We start from the raw sequence: 16332 nt of genomic DNA on the forward strand, positions 1-16332 counted from the left end.
GAGCTACGCTGCGCGCATGCTGCACCTGCGACTGATCACCCCGGCCGACAAGACCGACGCGGTGGCCCGCCTGATCGAGAGGACCGTCGGCACCACGCATCTCGTGGTGGTGCCGGGCGCGGCCCGCGACCCCGAGGGTGACGTCGTGATGTGCGACGTCGCCCGGGAGGCCGGCGACGAGCTGATCAGCGGGCTGCGCGGCCTCCACATCGACACGACGGGCTCGATCGCCGTCGAGAACATCGACCTGTCGCTGTCGAGGCTGGCCGACAGGGCGGAGGACGAGGCGCCGGGAGAGGGCGCGGACGCGGTCCTGTGGGAAGCACTGACGGACGCGACACACGAGGAGTCGACGCTCAACGTCACCTACGTGGCGTTCCTGGCCGTCGCGACGATGCTCGCGGCCTGCGGTGTGATGCTGGACAACGCGATCCTGATCGTCGGCGCGATGGCCGTCGGCCCCGAGTTCGGGCCCCTCGCCGGGATCTCCACGGCGCTGGTGCAGCGCGCCCCGCGCCTGGTGTGGCGATCGCTGTGGGCGCTGCTGGCGGGATTCGCCGCCGCGATGGTGCTCACGGCCGGGTTCAGCTGGCTCCTTGACCTGTTCGGCCTGTTCACGCGCTCGATGGTCGAGGCGGACCGGCCGAACACGTCGTTCATCTGGAAGCCGGACTGGATGTCGTTCGTCGTGGCGTTCCTCGCGGGCATCGCCGGGACGCTGTCCCTCACGTCGGCGAAGTCGGGCGCCCTGATCGGCGTCGCCATCTCGGTGACGACGGTCCCGGCCGCGGCGAACGCGGCGGTGGCGTTCGCGTACAGCGACTACGCCCAGACGTGGGGCTCCACCGCGCAGCTCCTCGCGAACCTCGGCGGCATCGTCCTGGCCGGCACGCTCACCCTGCTCGCCCAGAAGTGGTTCTGGGCGAAGCAGCGCAAGCGTGCCACTCCTGCGGCCGGACCTGCCTAGGTCCTCCGAACTGCCTTATCCGAGCGTGGACTTGACGACATCGGCGAGGCGCCCGGCGATCGAGCGGGCCTGCTCGATGTCGGCGGCCTCGACCATGACGCGGACCAGCGGCTCCGTGCCGGACGAGCGCAGCAGCACCCGGCCCGTCGCGCCCAGCTCGCGCTCGGCGTCGGTGACGGCGGCGGCCAGCTCGGCGGACGTCGTGACGCGGGACTTGTCGACGTCGCGCACATTGACCAGGACCTGCGGGAGGCGCTCCATGACGGAGGCGAGGTCCTGGAGGGTGCGGCCGGTCTGGGCGACGCGGGCCGCGAGCAGCAGACCCGTGAGCGTGCCGTCGCCGGTCGTCGCGTGGTCGAGGATGATCACGTGCCCGGACTGCTCGCCGCCGAGCGCGTAGTCGTGCTCCTTCATCGACTCCAGGACGTACCGGTCGCCGACGGCGGTCGCCACGAACTCGATGCCCTCGCGCTCCATGGCCAGCTTGAAGCCGAGGTTCGACATGACGGTCGCGACAACGGTGTCCTGGCGCAGGGCGCCGTGCTCCCGCATCGACAGGGCGAGCACGGCGAGGATCTGGTCCCCGTCGATCTCGGCGCCCGTGTGGTCGACGGCCAGGCAGCGGTCGGCGTCACCGTCGTGCGCGATGCCGAGGTCGGCGCCGTGCTTGATGACGGCGGCCTTCAGCAGGTCGAGGTGGGTGGAGCCGCAGCCGTCGTTGATGTTCAGGCCGTCCGGGTCGGCGCCGATCGTGACGATCTGGGCACCGGCCTGCGTGAACGCCTCGGGAGAGACCTTGGCCGCCGCGCCGTGCGCCTCGTCCAGGACGATCCGCAGGCCGTCGAGGCGGTTGGGCAGCACACCGATGAGGTGGGCGACGTACTGGTCGAAGCCCGCGTCGTACGAGTTCACACGGCCGACGCCGGAACCGGTCGGGCGGTCCCACGGCGCACCGGTGCGGTGCTGCTCGTAGACCTGCTCGATCCGGTCCTCCAGCTCGTCGGCGAGCTTGTGGCCGCCGCGCGCGAAGAACTTGATGCCGTTGTCCGGCATCGCGTTGTGACTGGCGGACAGCATCACGCCGAGGTCGGCGCCCAGCGCGCCGGTGAGATGCGCCACCGCGGGGGTGGGCAGCACGCCGACCCGCAGGACGTCGACGCCCGCGCTCGCCAGACCCGCGACGACCGCCGCCTCGAGGAACTCGCCCGAGGCCCGTGGGTCACGACCGACCACGGCCACCGGACGGTGCCCCTCGAACGTCCCCGCCTCGCCGAGCACATGTGCCGCCGCCACGGAGAGTCCGAGCGCGAGCTCGGCCGTCAGATCCGCGTTGGCGACACCTCGTACGCCGTCCGTGCCGAACAGTCGTCCCACTGGTGTCCTCCGAACTTTCGCAATTCTCGAAGAAGCGTCGGAAATCATCCGAGCATGCAAACTTATGAGCACCTTGTGCCGTTATAACGCCCAGCGCCGCTATATACGAACGCCCCGGCGGCACACAGCGTGCCGCCGGGGCGAACGAAACGAACAAGCAGCAGCGATTTAGCGCTTGCTGTACTGCGGGGCCTTACGGGCCTTCTTGAGACCGGCCTTCTTGCGCTCGACCGCACGGTCGTCACGCTTGAGGTAACCGGCCTTCTTGAGGGCGCCGCGGTTGTTGTCGACGTCGGCCTCGTTCAGCGCACGGGCGACACCGAGACGGAGCGCACCGGCCTGACCGGAGACGCCGCCACCCGAGATGCGGGCGATGACGTCGTAGCGGTTGTCGAGCTCGAGCACCTTGAAGGGCTCGTTGACTTCCTGCTGGTGGACCTTGTTCGGGAAGTAGTCCTCGAGCGTGCGCCCGTTGACCTTCCACTTGCCGGTGCCGGGCACGATGCGGACACGCGCGATGGCGTTCTTGCGACGGCCCAGGCCGGCGGCCGGCTGCGGGTCGCCGAAGCGCGCGGCGTTCGACTCCGAGGTGTACTCACCCTCGACGGGGACCTCGGACTCGGTGGTGTACTGCTCGACGTCGACAATCTCGGTCTCTTCGACCGGCTGCTCAACGGTGGTCTCGGCCACGATTCTCCTCAGATTCTTTTCTGTCTTTGGGGGTGTGGCCGGAACTACTGCGCGACCTGGGTGATCTCGAACGGCACCGGCTGCTGGGCAGCGTGGGGGTGCTGGTCGCCCGAGTAGACCTTCAGCTTCGAGAGAACCTGACGGCCCAGGGTGTTCTTGGGGATCATGCCCTTGATGGCCTTCTCGACGGCCTTCTCCGGGTTCTTGTCCAGCAGCTCGTCGTAACGAACGGAACGCAGACCGCCCGGGTAACCGGAGTGGCGGTACGCCATCTTCTGGGTCTTCTTGTTGCCGGAGAGGTGCACCTTGTCCGCGTTGATGATGATGACGAAGTCACCAGCGTCGACGTGGGGGGCGTAGATCGGCTTGTGCTTGCCCCGCAGGATGTTCGCGGCAGTGGTCGCCAGACGACCCAGGACGACATCCTGGGCGTCGATGACGTACCACTGGCGAGTGATGTCGCCGGGCTTGGGGCTGTACGTACGCACTTAGCAGCCTTCTTCTTCTTCAGTGGATGGGTGCTGAAAGTGGCATCACTGAAGCGATCGTGCAGCTGGGGACGACAGTGCCGGGTTCAGCGCCCGTATGCCGCCCACTGGTAACTGCTCCAGGGAACCTGCGCATGGCCCCTCACGCGAGAGCGAGCAAGCCAATACACACAACGATTAGGCAGGATACCCGCGCTTCCCCGTGCGGGTCAAAACGCGGACCTGGACACCGGCACCGCCGAATCCGCCGCACTGGGCGGCCCTGCCGTCTACCAGACTAACCGCACGTCGCCGCAGGCAGCGCCGCACGAGCGTGACCCCCGGCACACAGGAAGCGCACACACAGCACACACAAGATCGACCAGACCCTGCGCACACCCGTCCCCACCGCGCCGCAGCACCCCCTGCGCGTCGGTCTAAGATGCGCCCCATGAGCTTTGGGCAGGGGGGACCCCAGTGGGGTTCCGGGGACAGTGGTGGTTCACAGGGACCGGACTGGGCGGCACTCGCCGAAGCGTCCGAGACACGCGCGCGGCGCCGCCGCTGGCTGATGATCGGCGGTGGCGCGCTCGCCACGGTCGCCGTCGGCTCGGCCGTCGCGTTCGCGATCGTCTCCGCCAACGGCAAGAACTCGGCCTCGAACAAGCCCGCCGACCAGCTGCCGACGACCGCTGACATCCCCAGCGACACGGCCCCGGCCGACCCGACGTTCGCGGAGACCACGCCCCCGCCCCCGCTCGACCCCAAGGACTTCATCTCCAGCGCCAAGAAGGATAAGGCCCCGCTCGGCGCGGACACCCTCTTCCCCGGCACCAAGCTGACCGTCAGCGACCGCGTCTACAAGAAGGGCGCGACCGCCAGCACGAAGAGCTGCGCCTCGGCCACCCAGGGCGCGCTCGGCGGCGTCCTGACGGGCAACGACTGCACGCGCCTGATCCGCGCCACCTACGCGAAGGACGGCGTCGCGGTCACCGTCGGCGTCGCCGTCTTCGACACGGAGGCCCAGGCCACCAAGGCCAAGAACCAGTACACCAAGGGCACCGTGACCTCTCTGTCCGGCTCGGGCGTCCCCGCGTTCTGCCGTACGACGATCTGCCGCTCGACCACCAACTCGTACGGCCGCTACGCGTACTTCACGACCGCCGGGTTCACCAGCGGCGGCCGGGACGTCACCACCAAGGACCGCGCGGTCTTCACCACCGGTGACGACCTCGCCGAGTTCACGTTCCGCCAGATCACCCGGCGCGGCGAGGCGCAGGCCTCCGCTGCGGCCGAGGCGCCCCAGTAGGGGCTCAGCAGCACCCCGGTTCCGAGAAGGGCGCCCCCGGCAGCGTCCGCCTGTTCCTGGCTTCCTTGCTGCGCGCCGCGAGCAACTCGTCGGCCGGGTAACCGACTTCCTCCAGCGTCAGGCCGTGCGGCCGCACCACGTGCACCGCCGAGTCCCGTACGCCGGCGGCCAGGACCTTCGCGGGCCAGTCCGGCGTCCGGTGCCCGTCACCGACGAACAGCATCGCGCCGACCAGCGAGCGCACCATGTTGTGGCAGAACGCGTCGGCCCGGACGGTCGCTTCGAGGATCCCGTCGGGCGACCGCTCCCACCGCAGCTCCTGGAGCGTACGGATCGTCGTCGCGCCCTCGCGCCGCTTGCAGTACGCGGCGAAGTCGTGCTCCCCGAGCAGCTTCTCCGCGGCGGCGTTCATCGCGTCGAGATCCAACTCCCAGTCGTGCCACAGCACATGACTGCGCAACAGCGGATCGACACCGCCCGGGTTGTCGGTCACCCGGTACACGTACCGACGCCACACGGCGGCGAACCGCGCGTTGAACCCGCTCGGCGCCTGAGCCACCTTCCACACCCGCACATCGTGCGGCAACCGTCCCGCGAGCCGGCGCAGGAGCTTGTCCTGGTGCTCGGCCCAGACGTCCTCCGGCAGATCGACATGCGCGACCTGCCCGCGCGCGTGCACCCCGGCGTCGGTCCGCCCGGCCACGGTCAGCTCGTACGTCTGCGCGGACCGGGTCACGGTCTTCAGCGCGTCTTCGATCTCACCCTGCACGGTCCGCCGGCCACTGGCCTGCTTCGCCCACCCGGAGAAGTCCTTGCCGTCGTACGACAGATCAAGCCGCACCCGCACGAACCCGGGCTCTACCTCGTCACTCACACACAGATCCTCTCAGGCAAAGGCAATACGAAAGCGGGCCCGCCCCGAAGGGCGGACCCGCTCACATCAAGGCAGAGCCTCAGGCGTCCTTGGACTCCTCAGCGGCCTCGACCGCTGCGGCGTCCTCGACGACCTCGGCGGCCGGAGCGGCAGCCTCGGTGTCCTTGGCGGCACGCTTGGTGGCGGCCTCGGCCTCACCGGTGGCCTGCTGCGCAACCGTCAGCGCCTCGACCAGCTCGATGACAGCCATGGGCGCGTTGTCGCCACGGCGGTTACCGATCTTGGTGATACGGGTGTAACCACCCGGACGGTTCTCGTAGCGCGGGGCGATCTCCGTGAAGAGCGTGTGGATGACGCTCTTGTCGGTGATGACCTGGAGCACCTGACGGCGGTTGTGAAGGTCGCCCTTCTTCGCCTTGGTGACCAGACGCTCCGCGTACGGACGCAGACGACGGGCCTTGGCCTCGGTCGTCGTGATCTTGCCGTGCTCGAAGAGCGACTTCGCGAGGTTCGCGAGAAGCAGCTTCTCGTGCGCAGCACTGCCGCCCAGACGGGCACCCTTGGCGGGACGCGGCATGGTGTTTCTCCTAGATGTCTGCCCCGGCCGTATCAGGTACCAGGGTCAGTGTCCGAGCGGGCGGATGCCCGTCGGAGACCCGCGCCCGTAAGGGCGCGGGGAACTGCGCACCAGCCGAAGCTGACCCGCAGCCGAAATCCGGCGTCCTCGCGGAGCGCCTAGTACTGCTCGGTCTCGACGAAGCCCGCGTCCGCGTCGTCGTCGGCGCCGAAGGCGTCGGCGGCGGCGGTCGGGTCGAAGCCGGGAGGCGAGTCCTTGAGCGCAAGACCCATGCCGGCCAGCTTCGCCTTGACCTCGTCGATCGACTTCGCACCGAAGTTGCGGATGTCGAGCAGGTCCGCCTCGGAGCGGGCGACGAGCTCACCCACGGAGTGGATGCCCTCGCGCTTGAGGCAGTTGTACGACCGAACGGTGAGCTCGAGCTCCTCGATCGGCAGCGCCAGATCAGCGGCCAGGGCGGCGTCCGTGGGGGACGGGCCCATGTCGATGCCCTCGGCGTCGATGTTCAGCTCGCGGGCGAGACCGAACAGCTCGACCAGGGTCTTACCGGCCGACGCCATGGCGTCACGCGGACGCATGGCCTGCTTCGTCTCGACGTCGACGATCAGCTTGTCGAAGTCGGTGCGCTGCTCGACACGGGTCGCCTCGACCTTGTACGTGACCTTCAGGACCGGCGAGTAGATCGAGTCGACCGGGATGCGCCCGATCTCCTGACCGACCTGCTTGTTCTGAACGGCGGAGACGTAGCCGCGACCGCGCTCGACGGTCAGCTCCATCTCCAGCTTGCCCTTGCCGTTGAGCGTGGCGAGGACGAGGTCGGGGTTGTGCACCTCGACACCGGCCGGGGGCGCGATGTCGGCGGCGGTGACCAGACCCGGGCCCTGCTTGCGCAGGTACATCACGACCGGCTCGTCGTGCTCCGAGGAGACGACCAGCTGCTTGATGTTCAGGATGAGGTCGGTGACGTCTTCCTTGACGCCCGGCACAGTGGTGAACTCGTGCAGGACACCGTCGATACGGATGCTGGTGACAGCAGCGCCGGGGATCGACGACAGGAGGGTCCGGCGAAGCGAGTTGCCGAGGGTGTAACCGAAGCCCGGCTCCAGCGGCTCAATGACGAACCGAGAGCGGAACTCGTCGACGACCTCTTCGGTCAGCGACGGGCGCTGAGCAATAAGCATGAAGGAATCCTTCAGTCAGGGGCACCCACTATTTGATGCCCTGATGCCACCGGGTGATGGCCCGGTGTTGATGCAGTAACAAGGGTACGGGCGATACGGCCCCTAAGAGCCGTACCGCCCGAAAACCTCAGACCAAGCAGTCGTACGTCAGGTCAGACGCGGCGACGCTTGGGCGGACGGCAGCCGTTGTGCGGGGTCGGCGTGACGTCCTGGATCGAACCGACCTCGAGGCCCGTGGCCTGGAGGGAGCGGATCGCGGTCTCGCGGCCGGAGCCCGGACCCTTGACGAAGACGTCAACCTTGCGCATGCCGTGCTCCTGGGCGCGACGCGCGGCCGACTCGGCGGCCATCTGCGCGGCGAACGGAGTGGACTTGCGCGAGCCCTTGAAGCCGACGTGGCCGGCGGAGGCCCACGAGATCACGTTGCCGGTCGGGTCCGTGATGGACACGATCGTGTTGTTGAACGTGCTCTTGATGTGAGCGTGCCCGTGGGCAACGTTCTTCTTTTCCTTGCGGCGCACCTTCTTGGCAGCGCCCTGACGACCCTTGGGGGGCATCTATTACTCCTACGGGAGGTGGTCGGTCCTGCAGCGACAGCTGTCGATAGACCGCTGAGCGAGGACTACTTCTTGCCCGGCTTCTTCTTACCGGCGATGGCGCGACGCGGGCCCTTGCGGGTACGAGCGTTCGTGCTGGTGCGCTGACCGCGGACGGGCAGGCCACGACGGTGGCGAAGACCCTGGTAGCAGCCGATCTCGACCTTGCGGCGGATGTCGGCCTGGATCTCGCGACGGAGGTCACCCTCGGTCTGGATGTTCGCGTCCACGTACTCGCGGATCTTGATCAGGTCCTCTTCGGACAGATCACGAACGCGGATGTTGCGGTCCACACCGGTGGCGTCCAGCGTCTGCTGGGACAGCGTGCGGCCAATGCCGAACACGTAGGTGAGGGCAACCTCTACGCGCTTGTCGCGCGGGAGGTCAACGCCTTCAAGGCGTGCCATTCAAGGCTCCTGTTGATACTCGGAGGTCTTCAGCAGAACCGTTCCCAGGTGCCGTACGAGGTACATCCTGGGTCCCCGGCCTCCGACCGGGGGTGTCGCCCTCCATTACCAATGGATCTGAAGAGGGACGGGTCCTGCATGTGTGCTTACTTGCGTCGCGCGAAACTCTGCGAATGCAGTAGTGCGTCAGCCCTGGCGCTGCTTGTGGCGCGGGTTGTCGCAGATAACCATGACCCGGCCGTGACGGCGGATCACCCTGCACTTGTCGCAGATCTTCTTGACGCTCGGCTTGACCTTCATTGGGTGAGGTTCTCCGGGTCAGTGCCACCACCCCGCGCGAGGCAGGGTGCGGGCAAGATCTACTTGTACCGGTAGACGATCCGGCCACGCGTCAGGTCGTACGGAGACAGCTCCACCACGACCCGGTCGTCAGGGAGGATACGGATGTAGTGCATACGCATCTTGCCGCTGATGTGAGCCAGGACCTGGTGGCCGTTCTGGAGCTCCACCTTGAACATGGCGTTCGGGAGAGACTCGACGACAGTGCCTTCGATCTCGATGGCACCTTGCTTCTTGGCCACGCTTCGCCCTTCGAATCGACTACCTTGATCGACTCAGCACGTACATGCAGGCATGCGTGTGCACGAGAGCCGACGAGTCAGTCTACGTCAGGGCCCCCGGAAAGACGAATCGGGGAAGTTTGCCCCACACTCAAGATCATCATGCAAGGGGATCCGGAGCAGCGGCAACACCGTCCGCAGTAGCGGCTGTCGTCAGGCCAGAGGGTCGGGTGCCGCAGTAACACCGAGCTCGGCCAGCTTCGCCTTGCCGCCGTCGGGCGCCGTGAGGACCAGCGGGCCCTGTTCGGTCAGCGCGATGGAGTGCTCCCAGTGCGAGGACCAGGTGCCATCCGTGGTGATGACCGTCCAGTCGTCCTCGAGGACCTCGGTGCGCGGGGTGCCGAGGGAGACCATCGGCTCGATCGCGAGGCAGAAGCCGGGGACGAGCTTCGGACCCTTGCCGCGGCGGCGCTCGACGTAGTTCAGGAGGTGCGGGTCCATGTGCATCTCGGTGCCGATGCCGTGGCCGCCGTAGTCCTCGACGATGCCGTACTTGCCGCCGCCCGGCTTGGGCTGGCGGCGGATGTAGGACTCGATGGCGCGGGAGATGTCGACGAGCCGGTTGCCGTTCTTCATCGCGGCGATGCCGGCCCACATCGACTCCTCGGTCACCCGCGAGAGCTCGACCAGCTCCGGAGCGTGGCCGGTCCCGACGAACGCGGTGTACGCGGCGTCGCCGTGCCAGCCGTCGATGATCGCGCCGCAGTCGATGGAGATGATGTCGCCGTCCTTGAGGACGGTCTTCTCGTCCGGGATGCCGTGGACGACGACCTCGTTGACCGAGGTGCAGATGGTCGCGGGGAATCCCCCGTAGCCGAGGAAGTTCGACTTGGCCCCGTGCTCGTCGAGCACCTTGCGCGCGACCTCGTCCAGGTCCCGGGTGGTGGCACCGGGCACCGCGGCCTCACGCGTCGCCGCGTGGATCGCGGCGACGACCAGCCCCGCCTCACGCATCTTGGCGATCTGCTCGGGGGTCTTGATCTGCACCATGGGGGCCTGCGCTCTCCGTCTTCCGTCCTACGGGCTTACCTGGACAACACTACGGCCGCGGCGCCCTGTACGGGCACCGCGGCCGGAGCAGCGTAACGACCTACTTGTCGCGCTTGAGGGCCTCCATGGCCCGCGCGGTCACCTCGTCGACCTTGCCGAGCGCCGAGATCGTCCGCACCAGGCCCTGGGCCCGGTAATAGTCGATGATCGGCTCGGTCTGCGTGTGGTAGACCTCGAGCCGCTTGCGAACGGTGTCCTCGCTGTCGTCCTCGCGCTGGTACAGCTCGCCGCCGCAGACGTCACAGACGCCTTCCTGCTTCGGCTGCTTGTACGACACGTGGAAGACGTGCGCGGAGTCCTTGCGGCAGATGCGGCGGCCGGCGATGCGCTTGACCACCTCGTCCTCGGGGACCTCGAGGTCCAGGACCGCGTCGAGCTTCACTTCGTCCGCCTTGAGGGCGACGTCGAGCGCCTCGGCCTGCGAGACGTTGCGAGGGAAGCCGTCGAGCAGGAAGCCGTTCACGGCGTCCGGCTGCTCCATGCGGTCCTTGGCCATCCCAATGGTGACTTCGTCGGGAACCAGGTTGCCGGCGTCCATGAACGCCTTCGCCTGCTTGCCCAGCTCCGTGCCCTGGCTGATGTTGGCACGGAAGAGGTCGCCCGTGGAGATGTGCGGAATCGACAGGTCCTTGGCAAGGAACGCGGCCTGCGTTCCCTTGCCCGCACCGGGCGGCCCGACGAGGACGATACGCATCAGCGGAGGAACCCTTCGTAATTGCGCTGCTGAAGCTGGCTCTCGATCTGCTTCACCGTCTCCAGACCGACACCCACGATGATGAGGATGCTTGTCCCACCGAACGGGAAGTTCTGGCTTGCCCCGAAGCCAACCAACGCCATCGTTGGTACGAGAGCGATCAGACCCAGATACAGCGAACCCGGCCAGGTGATCCGGTTGAGTACGTAGCTCAGGTACTCAGCGGTCGGCCGGCCAGCCCGGATGCCCGGGATGAAGCCACCATACTTCTTCATGTTGTCCGCGACTTCCTCGGGGTTGAACGAGATCGCCACGTAGAAGAACGCGAAGAAAACGATCAGGAGGAAGTACGAAACGATGTAATAGGGGTGATTTCCCTTGGTCAGATGGTCGTTGATCCAGGTCTTCCACCCGGAACTGCCTCCCGCGAACTGCGCGACGAGGGCCGGGATGTAGAGCAGCGACGAGGCGAAGATGACAGGGATCACACCCGCCTGATTGACCTTCAGCGGGATGTAGGTGGACGTACCGCCGTAAGACCGGCGACCGATCATGCGCTTCGCATACTGGACAGGAATGCGGCGCTGCGCCTGCTCGACGAACACCACCAGGCCGACCATCACGAGGCCCACCAGGATCACGGCGCCGAACTCGATCCAGCCGCCGGCGAGGTCACCGGTCGTCTTGATGGTCCACAGGGCGCTCGGGAAGGTGGCGGCGATCGAGATGAACATCAGGATCGACATGCCGTTGCCGATGCCGCGGTCGGTGATGAGCTCACCGAGCCACATGACAATGCCGGTACCGGCGGTCATCGTGACGACCATCGTGATCGTCACGAAGATCGACTGGTCCGGGACGATCTGGTTCGCGACGGGGCAGCCCTGGAAGAGGGCGCCGCTGCGAGCGGTCGCGACGAGGCCGGTGCCCTGGAGGATGGCGAGCGCCACGGTCAGGTAACGGGTGTACTGCGTGATCTTCGCCGTACCCGCCTGACCCTCCTTCTTCAGGGCCTCGAGCCGCGGGATCACGACAGTGAGCAGCTGCAGGATGATGCTCGCGGTGATGTACGGCATGATGCCGAGCGCGAAGATCGTGATCTGCAGGAGCGCGCCACCACTGAACATGTTGACGAGACCGAACAGCCCCTGCGTGCCTTTGTTCGCGTCCATACATGTCTGGACGTTCGAGTAGCTGACTCCCGGGATCGGCACATGCGTACCCATCCGGTAGATCACGATGATGCCGAGCGTGAAGAGCAGCTTCTTGCGCAGGTCGGGCGTCTTGAACGCCCGGGCGAACGCGGTGAGCACGGTGCCTCCTGCGACCCCCGCGCACGTGCGTCAGAGGTGACGGTCTTGAGGTTCGATGAATGAAGGAATGCGTAACAGTCAAGCACCGGGTGAAGATCCATCAGACTCGTCGCCTTCAGGACACACCGCCCGGCCCGGGGCGTCAGCCCCAGACGGATACAGCACAGTGCAGGCCACCATACCGGCGACCATGCCCCCCTTGGAACGACCAACCGGGGATGCCCCATATTTGGGGCATCCCCGGTTGGGAATCGCTCATGTCATCGAGACGTCTGAAAAGGTCAGACGAGCTCGGTGACGGTACCGCCGGCGGCGGTGATCTTCTCCTTGGCGGAGTTGGAGACGGCGTCAACCGTCACCTGCAGCGCCACGGTGAGCTCACCCTGGCCGAGGACCTTGACGAGGCTGTTCTTGCGAACGGCACCCTTGGCGACGAGACCCTCAACGGTGACCTCGCCACCTTCCGGGTACAGCGCGCTCAGCTTGTCGAGGTTCACGACCTGGAACTCGGTCTTGAACGGGTTCTTGAAGCCCTTGAGCTTCGGGAGACGCATGTGGAGGGGCATCTGGCCACCCTCGAAGCGCTCCGGAACCTGGTAACGGGCCTTCGTGCCCTTGGTACCACGACCGGCCGTCTTACCCTTGGACGCCTCACCGCGACCCACACGGGTCTTCGCGGTCTTGGCGCCCGGGGCGGGACGGAGGTTGTGGATCTTGAGCGGGTTGTTCTCCGCCATGATCAGTCGACCTCCTCGACCGTCACGAGGTGCCGCACGGTGTTAGCCATGCCGCGGAACTCGGGACGATCCTCCTTGACGACCACGTCGTTCAGGCGCTTGAGCCCGAGCGAACGCAGGGTGTCGCGGTGGTTCTGCTTGCTGCCGATGTACGACTTCGTCTGCGTGATCTTGAGGCGAGCCATTACGCACCCGCTCCCGCACGTGCACGAAGCAGAGCCGCGGGGGCGACGTCCTCGAGGGGCAGACCACGGCGAGCCGCGATCTCCTCGGGACGCTGCAGGCCCTTGAGGGCCGCCACGGTCGCGTGCACGATGTTGATCGCGTTCGACGAGCCGAGAGACTTCGACAGGATGTCGTGAACGCCGGCGCACTCGAGCACGGCGCGCACCGGGCCACCGGCGATAACGCCGGTACCGGGAGCAGCCGGCTTGAGCAGGACGACGCCCGCAGCCTTCTCGCCCGTGATCGGGTGCGGGATGGTGCCCTGGATACGGGGGACCTTGAAGAAGTGCTTCTTGGCCTCCTCAACACCCTTGGCGATGGCGGCCGGCACCTCCTTGGCCTTGCCGTAACCGACGCCTACCGTGCCATCGCCATCGCCCACTACGACGAGCGCAGTGAAGCTGAAGCGACGGCCACCCTTGACAACCTTGGCGACACGGTTGATCGCGACAACGCGCTCAACGTATGCGGTCTTCTCGGCGGCAGCAGCGCCACCGTCGCGACCCTTCCGGTCCCGCCGCTCGCCGCCACCGGCACCGCTTCCGCGGCGCTGGGGTCCAGCCATTGGAATTACCTCTCTTCGTTTTCCGCTAGCTACGGAACCGGATCAGAACTTCAGACCGGCTTCGCGGGCGGCGTCCGCCAGAGCGGCGATGCGCCCGGCGTACTGGTTACCACCACGGTCGAACACGACAGCCTCGACGCCCGCGGCCTTGGCACGCTCGGCGACCAGGGCACCGACCTTGCCGGCCTGCGCGGACTTGTCGGCCTCGACACCACGGATCGAGGTGTCCAGGGTCGACGCCGACGCGAGGGTGTGACCCTTAACGTCGTCGATGACCTGGGCCACGATGTGGCGGTTCGAACGCGTCACGACCAGGCGCGGACGCTCGGCCGTACCCGAAACATGCTTACGGATACGAATGTGACGGCGCTTGATGGCAGCACGCTTGTAAGCGTCGCCCTTAGCAATCTTGACACCGTATGCCATGGCTTACTTACCCGCCTTTCCGACCTTGCGGCGGATGACTTCGCCTTCGTACTTGACGCCCTTGGCCTTGTACGGGTCGGGCTTGCGCAGCTTGCGGATGTTGGCCGCAACCTCGCCGACCTTCTGCTTGTCGATGCCCTCGACCGAGAACTTGGTCGGCGACTCGACCTTGAAGGAGATGCCCTCGGGCGCCTCGATCACGATCGAGTGGCTGTAGCCGAGCGAGAACTCCAGGTTGGAGCCCTTCGCCAGGACGCGGTAACCGACACCGCTGATCTCGAGCTTCTTCACGTAACCCTGGGTCACGCCGGTGATCATGTTGGCCACCAGCGTGCGGGACAGGCCGTGCAGAGCCTTGTTCTGACGCTCATCATTGGGACGGGCGACGTTCAGCACGCCGTCCTCGTCCTTCGTGATGACGATCGGAGCGACGATCGTGTGGCTGAGGGAACCCTTGGGGCCCTTAACCGAGACCGTACGACCGTCGATGGTGACGTCCACGCCGGCGGGAACCGTGATGGGGAGCTTGCCAATACGCGACATTAGCTATTCCTCCGTTCCCGACTACCAGACGTAGGCGAGGACTTCCCCACCTACGCCCTTCTTGCCTGCCTGCTGGCCGGTCAGGAGACCGTGCGACGTGGAGATGATCGCCACGCCGAGGCCGCCGAGGACCTTGGGCAGGTTGGTGGACTTCGCGTAAACCCGGAGACCGGGCTTGGAGATCCGCTTGATGCCCGCAATGGAGCGCTCACGGTTCGGGCCGAACTTGAGCTCGAGGACGAGGTTCTTGCCAACCTCGGCGTCCTCGGTCTTCCAGCCCGTGATGAAGCCCTCCTGCTGGAGGATCTCCGCGATGTGAGACTTGATCTTGCTGTGCGGCATTGCCACGGTGTCGTGGTACGCCGAGTTCGCGTTACGCAGACGAGTCAGCATGTCCGCGATCGGATCAGTCATGGTCATGAATTGGCCTTCGGCCTCTCTCGCCGGGGTTTCCTGTATGCGCCATCCCTCTCCCCACACAGAGGCGGGACGGGTGCGGTGCGGGGACCTACGGCGTAGTAAGTCGGTATGGGCGGCGGGCGCCCAACCCCACAAGCCTACGGCATGTGAAGGGGGGCTCCCGCCGTCCAAATACTTACCGAGAGCGTCCGGTAATTCCCAAGTCCCTAAGGACAGAAGGGGATTACCAGGAGCTCTTGGTCACGCCCGGCAGCTCGCCACGGTGAGCCATCTCACGAAGGCACACGCGGCACAGGCCGAACTTGCGGTACACGGAGTGCGGGCGGCCGCAGCGCTGGCAGCGGGTGTAGCCACGCACACCGAACTTCGGCTTACGAGCAGCCTTGGCAATAAGAGCCTTCTTCGCCATCTCGGTTACGCCTCCTTGAAGGGGAAGCCGAGGTGACGAAGGAGCGCGCGGCCCTCAGCGTCGTTGGTCGCCGTGGTGACCACGGTGATGTCCATACCCCGGACGCGGTCGATCTTGTCCTGGTCGATCTCGTGGAACATGACCTGCTCCGTGAGACCGAAGGTGTAGTTGCCACGGCCGTCGAACTGCTTGGGAGACAGACCACGGAAGTCGCGGATGCGCGGAAGCGCGAGCGACAGGGTGCGGTCCAGGAACTCCCACATGCGGTCGCCACGGAGCGTGACGTGGGCACCGATCGGCTGACCCTCACGCAGCTTGAACTGCGCGATGGACTTGCGGGCCTTGGTGATGGCCGGCTTCTGACCGGTGATCGTGGTCAGGTCACGGACGGCACCGTCCATGAGCTTGGAGTCACGGGCGGCGTCGCCGACACCCATGTTGACCACAATCTTGACGAGGCCCGGGGTCTGCATGACGTTCTCGTACGAGAACTCTTCCTGCAGCTTGCCCGCGATCTCCTCGCGGTACTTCGTCTTGAGACGCGGAGTCGTGGTGGTAGCCATCAGATGTCCTCACCCGTCCGCTTGGCAACGCGAACCTTGTTGCCCTCGTCGTCGAAGCGGTAACCGACACGCGTGACGACCTTGTTGCCGTCCTTCTCCACCACGAGCTGAACGTTGCTCACGTGGACAGGGGCCTCGGTCGTGACGATGCCACCGGCCTGCGAACCGCTGGCGGTGGGGCCGGCCTTGGTGTGCTTCTTGACCCGGTTGACACCCTCGACCAGGACGCGGTCCTCGCGGGGGAAGGCCGCGATGACCTTGCCCTGCTTGCCCTTGTCCTTACCGGTGATGACCTGTACCAGGTCGCCCTTCTTGATCTTCATGC

General features: G+C 66.4%; 24 protein-coding genes. 2 read left to right on the forward strand and 22 right to left on the reverse strand.

Going from position 1 to position 16332, the window contains the following annotated elements; all coding sequences use genetic code 11:
* Positions 1-16 precede the first annotated feature (16 nt).
* Complete coding sequence (locus tag OG574_RS21125; protein ID WP_326774513.1) at positions 17-967, forward strand: DUF389 domain-containing protein; 951 nt, start codon at positions 17-19, stop codon at positions 965-967.
* 15 nt (positions 968-982) lie between these two features.
* Here OG574_RS21125 and glmM read toward each other — a convergent pair whose 3' ends face one another.
* From glmM to rplM, 3 genes are all read right to left on the reverse strand, one after another.
* Positions 983-2341: a phosphoglucosamine mutase gene (glmM, locus tag OG574_RS21130; protein WP_326774514.1), complete on the reverse strand. Its 1359-nt coding sequence runs from the start codon at positions 2339-2341 to the stop codon at positions 983-985.
* A gap of 168 nt (positions 2342-2509) precedes the next feature.
* The gene (rpsI, locus tag OG574_RS21135) at positions 2510-3031 is read right to left on the reverse strand and encodes a 30S ribosomal protein S9 (RefSeq protein ID WP_100594864.1); all 522 of its coding nucleotides are present in this window, start codon (positions 3029-3031) and stop codon (positions 2510-2512) included.
* 44 nt (positions 3032-3075) lie between these two features.
* Complete coding sequence (rplM, locus tag OG574_RS21140) at positions 3076-3519, reverse strand: 50S ribosomal protein L13 (RefSeq protein WP_100594865.1); 444 nt, start codon at positions 3517-3519, stop codon at positions 3076-3078.
* A gap of 430 nt (positions 3520-3949) precedes the next feature.
* Here rplM and OG574_RS21145 point away from each other — a divergent pair, with 430 nt between their 5' ends.
* Positions 3950-4807 (forward strand): hypothetical protein, encoded by an 858-nt coding sequence (locus tag OG574_RS21145; protein WP_442816839.1) that lies wholly within the window; start codon positions 3950-3952, stop codon positions 4805-4807.
* A 4-nt stretch (positions 4808-4811) separates the two neighbouring features.
* On the opposite strand, the gene truA is transcribed toward OG574_RS21145, so the two are convergent.
* The 19 genes from truA to rplX all read right to left on the reverse strand — a co-directional run bounded on the left by truA (position 4812) and on the right by rplX (position 16330).
* Positions 4812-5681 carry a tRNA pseudouridine(38-40) synthase TruA gene (gene truA, locus OG574_RS21150; RefSeq protein WP_326774516.1) on the reverse strand — a complete coding sequence of 290 codons (870 nt, stop codon included), beginning with the start codon at positions 5679-5681 and terminating at the stop codon, positions 4812-4814.
* A gap of 79 nt (positions 5682-5760) precedes the next feature.
* On the reverse strand, positions 5761-6258 hold the full coding sequence (rplQ, locus tag OG574_RS21155) for a 50S ribosomal protein L17 (protein ID WP_100594869.1): 498 nt from the start codon (positions 6256-6258) through the stop codon (positions 5761-5763).
* Between the two features lie 158 nt (positions 6259-6416).
* Positions 6417-7439, reverse strand: coding sequence for a DNA-directed RNA polymerase subunit alpha (locus OG574_RS21160; RefSeq protein ID WP_003966937.1), 1023 nt, complete (start codon positions 7437-7439; stop codon positions 6417-6419).
* A 152-nt stretch (positions 7440-7591) separates the two neighbouring features.
* Positions 7592-7996 (reverse strand): 30S ribosomal protein S11, encoded by a 405-nt coding sequence (gene rpsK, locus OG574_RS21165; RefSeq protein WP_003948617.1) that lies wholly within the window; start codon positions 7994-7996, stop codon positions 7592-7594.
* Between the two features lie 65 nt (positions 7997-8061).
* Entirely contained in the window at positions 8062-8442 is a 381-nt protein-coding gene (gene rpsM / locus OG574_RS21170; RefSeq protein WP_100594870.1) for a 30S ribosomal protein S13, read from the reverse strand.
* Between the two features lie 186 nt (positions 8443-8628).
* Entirely contained in the window at positions 8629-8742 is a 114-nt protein-coding gene (gene rpmJ, locus OG574_RS21175) for a 50S ribosomal protein L36 (RefSeq protein WP_003974245.1), read from the reverse strand.
* 59 nt (positions 8743-8801) lie between these two features.
* Positions 8802-9023, reverse strand: coding sequence for a translation initiation factor IF-1 (infA, locus tag OG574_RS21180; RefSeq protein WP_003948620.1), 222 nt, complete (start codon positions 9021-9023; stop codon positions 8802-8804).
* A 192-nt stretch (positions 9024-9215) separates the two neighbouring features.
* Positions 9216-10052: a type I methionyl aminopeptidase gene (gene map / locus OG574_RS21185; RefSeq protein WP_326774517.1), complete on the reverse strand. Its 837-nt coding sequence runs from the start codon at positions 10050-10052 to the stop codon at positions 9216-9218.
* 100 nt (positions 10053-10152) lie between these two features.
* On the reverse strand, positions 10153-10806 hold the full coding sequence (locus tag OG574_RS21190; RefSeq protein ID WP_100594872.1) for an adenylate kinase: 654 nt from the start codon (positions 10804-10806) through the stop codon (positions 10153-10155).
* A complete protein-coding gene (gene secY, locus OG574_RS21195) occupies positions 10806-12119 on the reverse strand; it encodes a preprotein translocase subunit SecY (protein ID WP_326774518.1) in 1314 nt (437 codons plus the stop codon). The genes OG574_RS21190 and secY overlap by 1 nt, the downstream gene beginning before the upstream one ends.
* Before the next feature lie 281 nt (positions 12120-12400).
* A complete protein-coding gene (rplO, locus tag OG574_RS21200) occupies positions 12401-12856 on the reverse strand; it encodes a 50S ribosomal protein L15 (protein WP_100594874.1) in 456 nt (151 codons plus the stop codon).
* 2 nt (positions 12857-12858) lie between these two features.
* Positions 12859-13041, reverse strand: coding sequence for a 50S ribosomal protein L30 (rpmD, locus tag OG574_RS21205; RefSeq protein WP_041985698.1), 183 nt, complete (start codon positions 13039-13041; stop codon positions 12859-12861).
* On the reverse strand, positions 13041-13646 hold the full coding sequence (gene rpsE, locus OG574_RS21210) for a 30S ribosomal protein S5 (RefSeq protein ID WP_326774519.1): 606 nt from the start codon (positions 13644-13646) through the stop codon (positions 13041-13043). Before rpsE ends, rpmD begins: the two co-directional genes overlap by 1 nt.
* A 42-nt stretch (positions 13647-13688) precedes the next feature.
* Positions 13689-14072 (reverse strand): 50S ribosomal protein L18, encoded by a 384-nt coding sequence (gene rplR, locus OG574_RS21215; protein ID WP_100594876.1) that lies wholly within the window; start codon positions 14070-14072, stop codon positions 13689-13691.
* A gap of 3 nt (positions 14073-14075) precedes the next feature.
* Positions 14076-14615, reverse strand: coding sequence for a 50S ribosomal protein L6 (gene rplF / locus OG574_RS21220; protein ID WP_100594877.1), 540 nt, complete (start codon positions 14613-14615; stop codon positions 14076-14078).
* A gap of 21 nt (positions 14616-14636) precedes the next feature.
* The gene (gene rpsH / locus OG574_RS21225; protein WP_030221010.1) at positions 14637-15035 is read right to left on the reverse strand and encodes a 30S ribosomal protein S8; all 399 of its coding nucleotides are present in this window, start codon (positions 15033-15035) and stop codon (positions 14637-14639) included.
* A gap of 223 nt (positions 15036-15258) precedes the next feature.
* Complete coding sequence (locus OG574_RS21230) at positions 15259-15444, reverse strand: type Z 30S ribosomal protein S14 (RefSeq protein ID WP_003948630.1); 186 nt, start codon at positions 15442-15444, stop codon at positions 15259-15261.
* 5 nt (positions 15445-15449) lie between these two features.
* Positions 15450-16007, reverse strand: coding sequence for a 50S ribosomal protein L5 (gene rplE / locus OG574_RS21235; protein ID WP_100594878.1), 558 nt, complete (start codon positions 16005-16007; stop codon positions 15450-15452).
* Positions 16007-16330, reverse strand: coding sequence for a 50S ribosomal protein L24 (gene rplX, locus OG574_RS21240; protein WP_100594879.1), 324 nt, complete (start codon positions 16328-16330; stop codon positions 16007-16009). Before rplX ends, rplE begins: the two co-directional genes overlap by 1 nt.
* Between the last annotated feature and the right edge of the window lie 2 nt (positions 16331-16332).

Origin of the sequence: Streptomyces sp. NBC_01445 (genome assembly GCF_035918235.1) — a bacterium.
Taxonomy (GTDB): domain Bacteria; phylum Actinomycetota; class Actinomycetes; order Streptomycetales; family Streptomycetaceae; genus Streptomyces.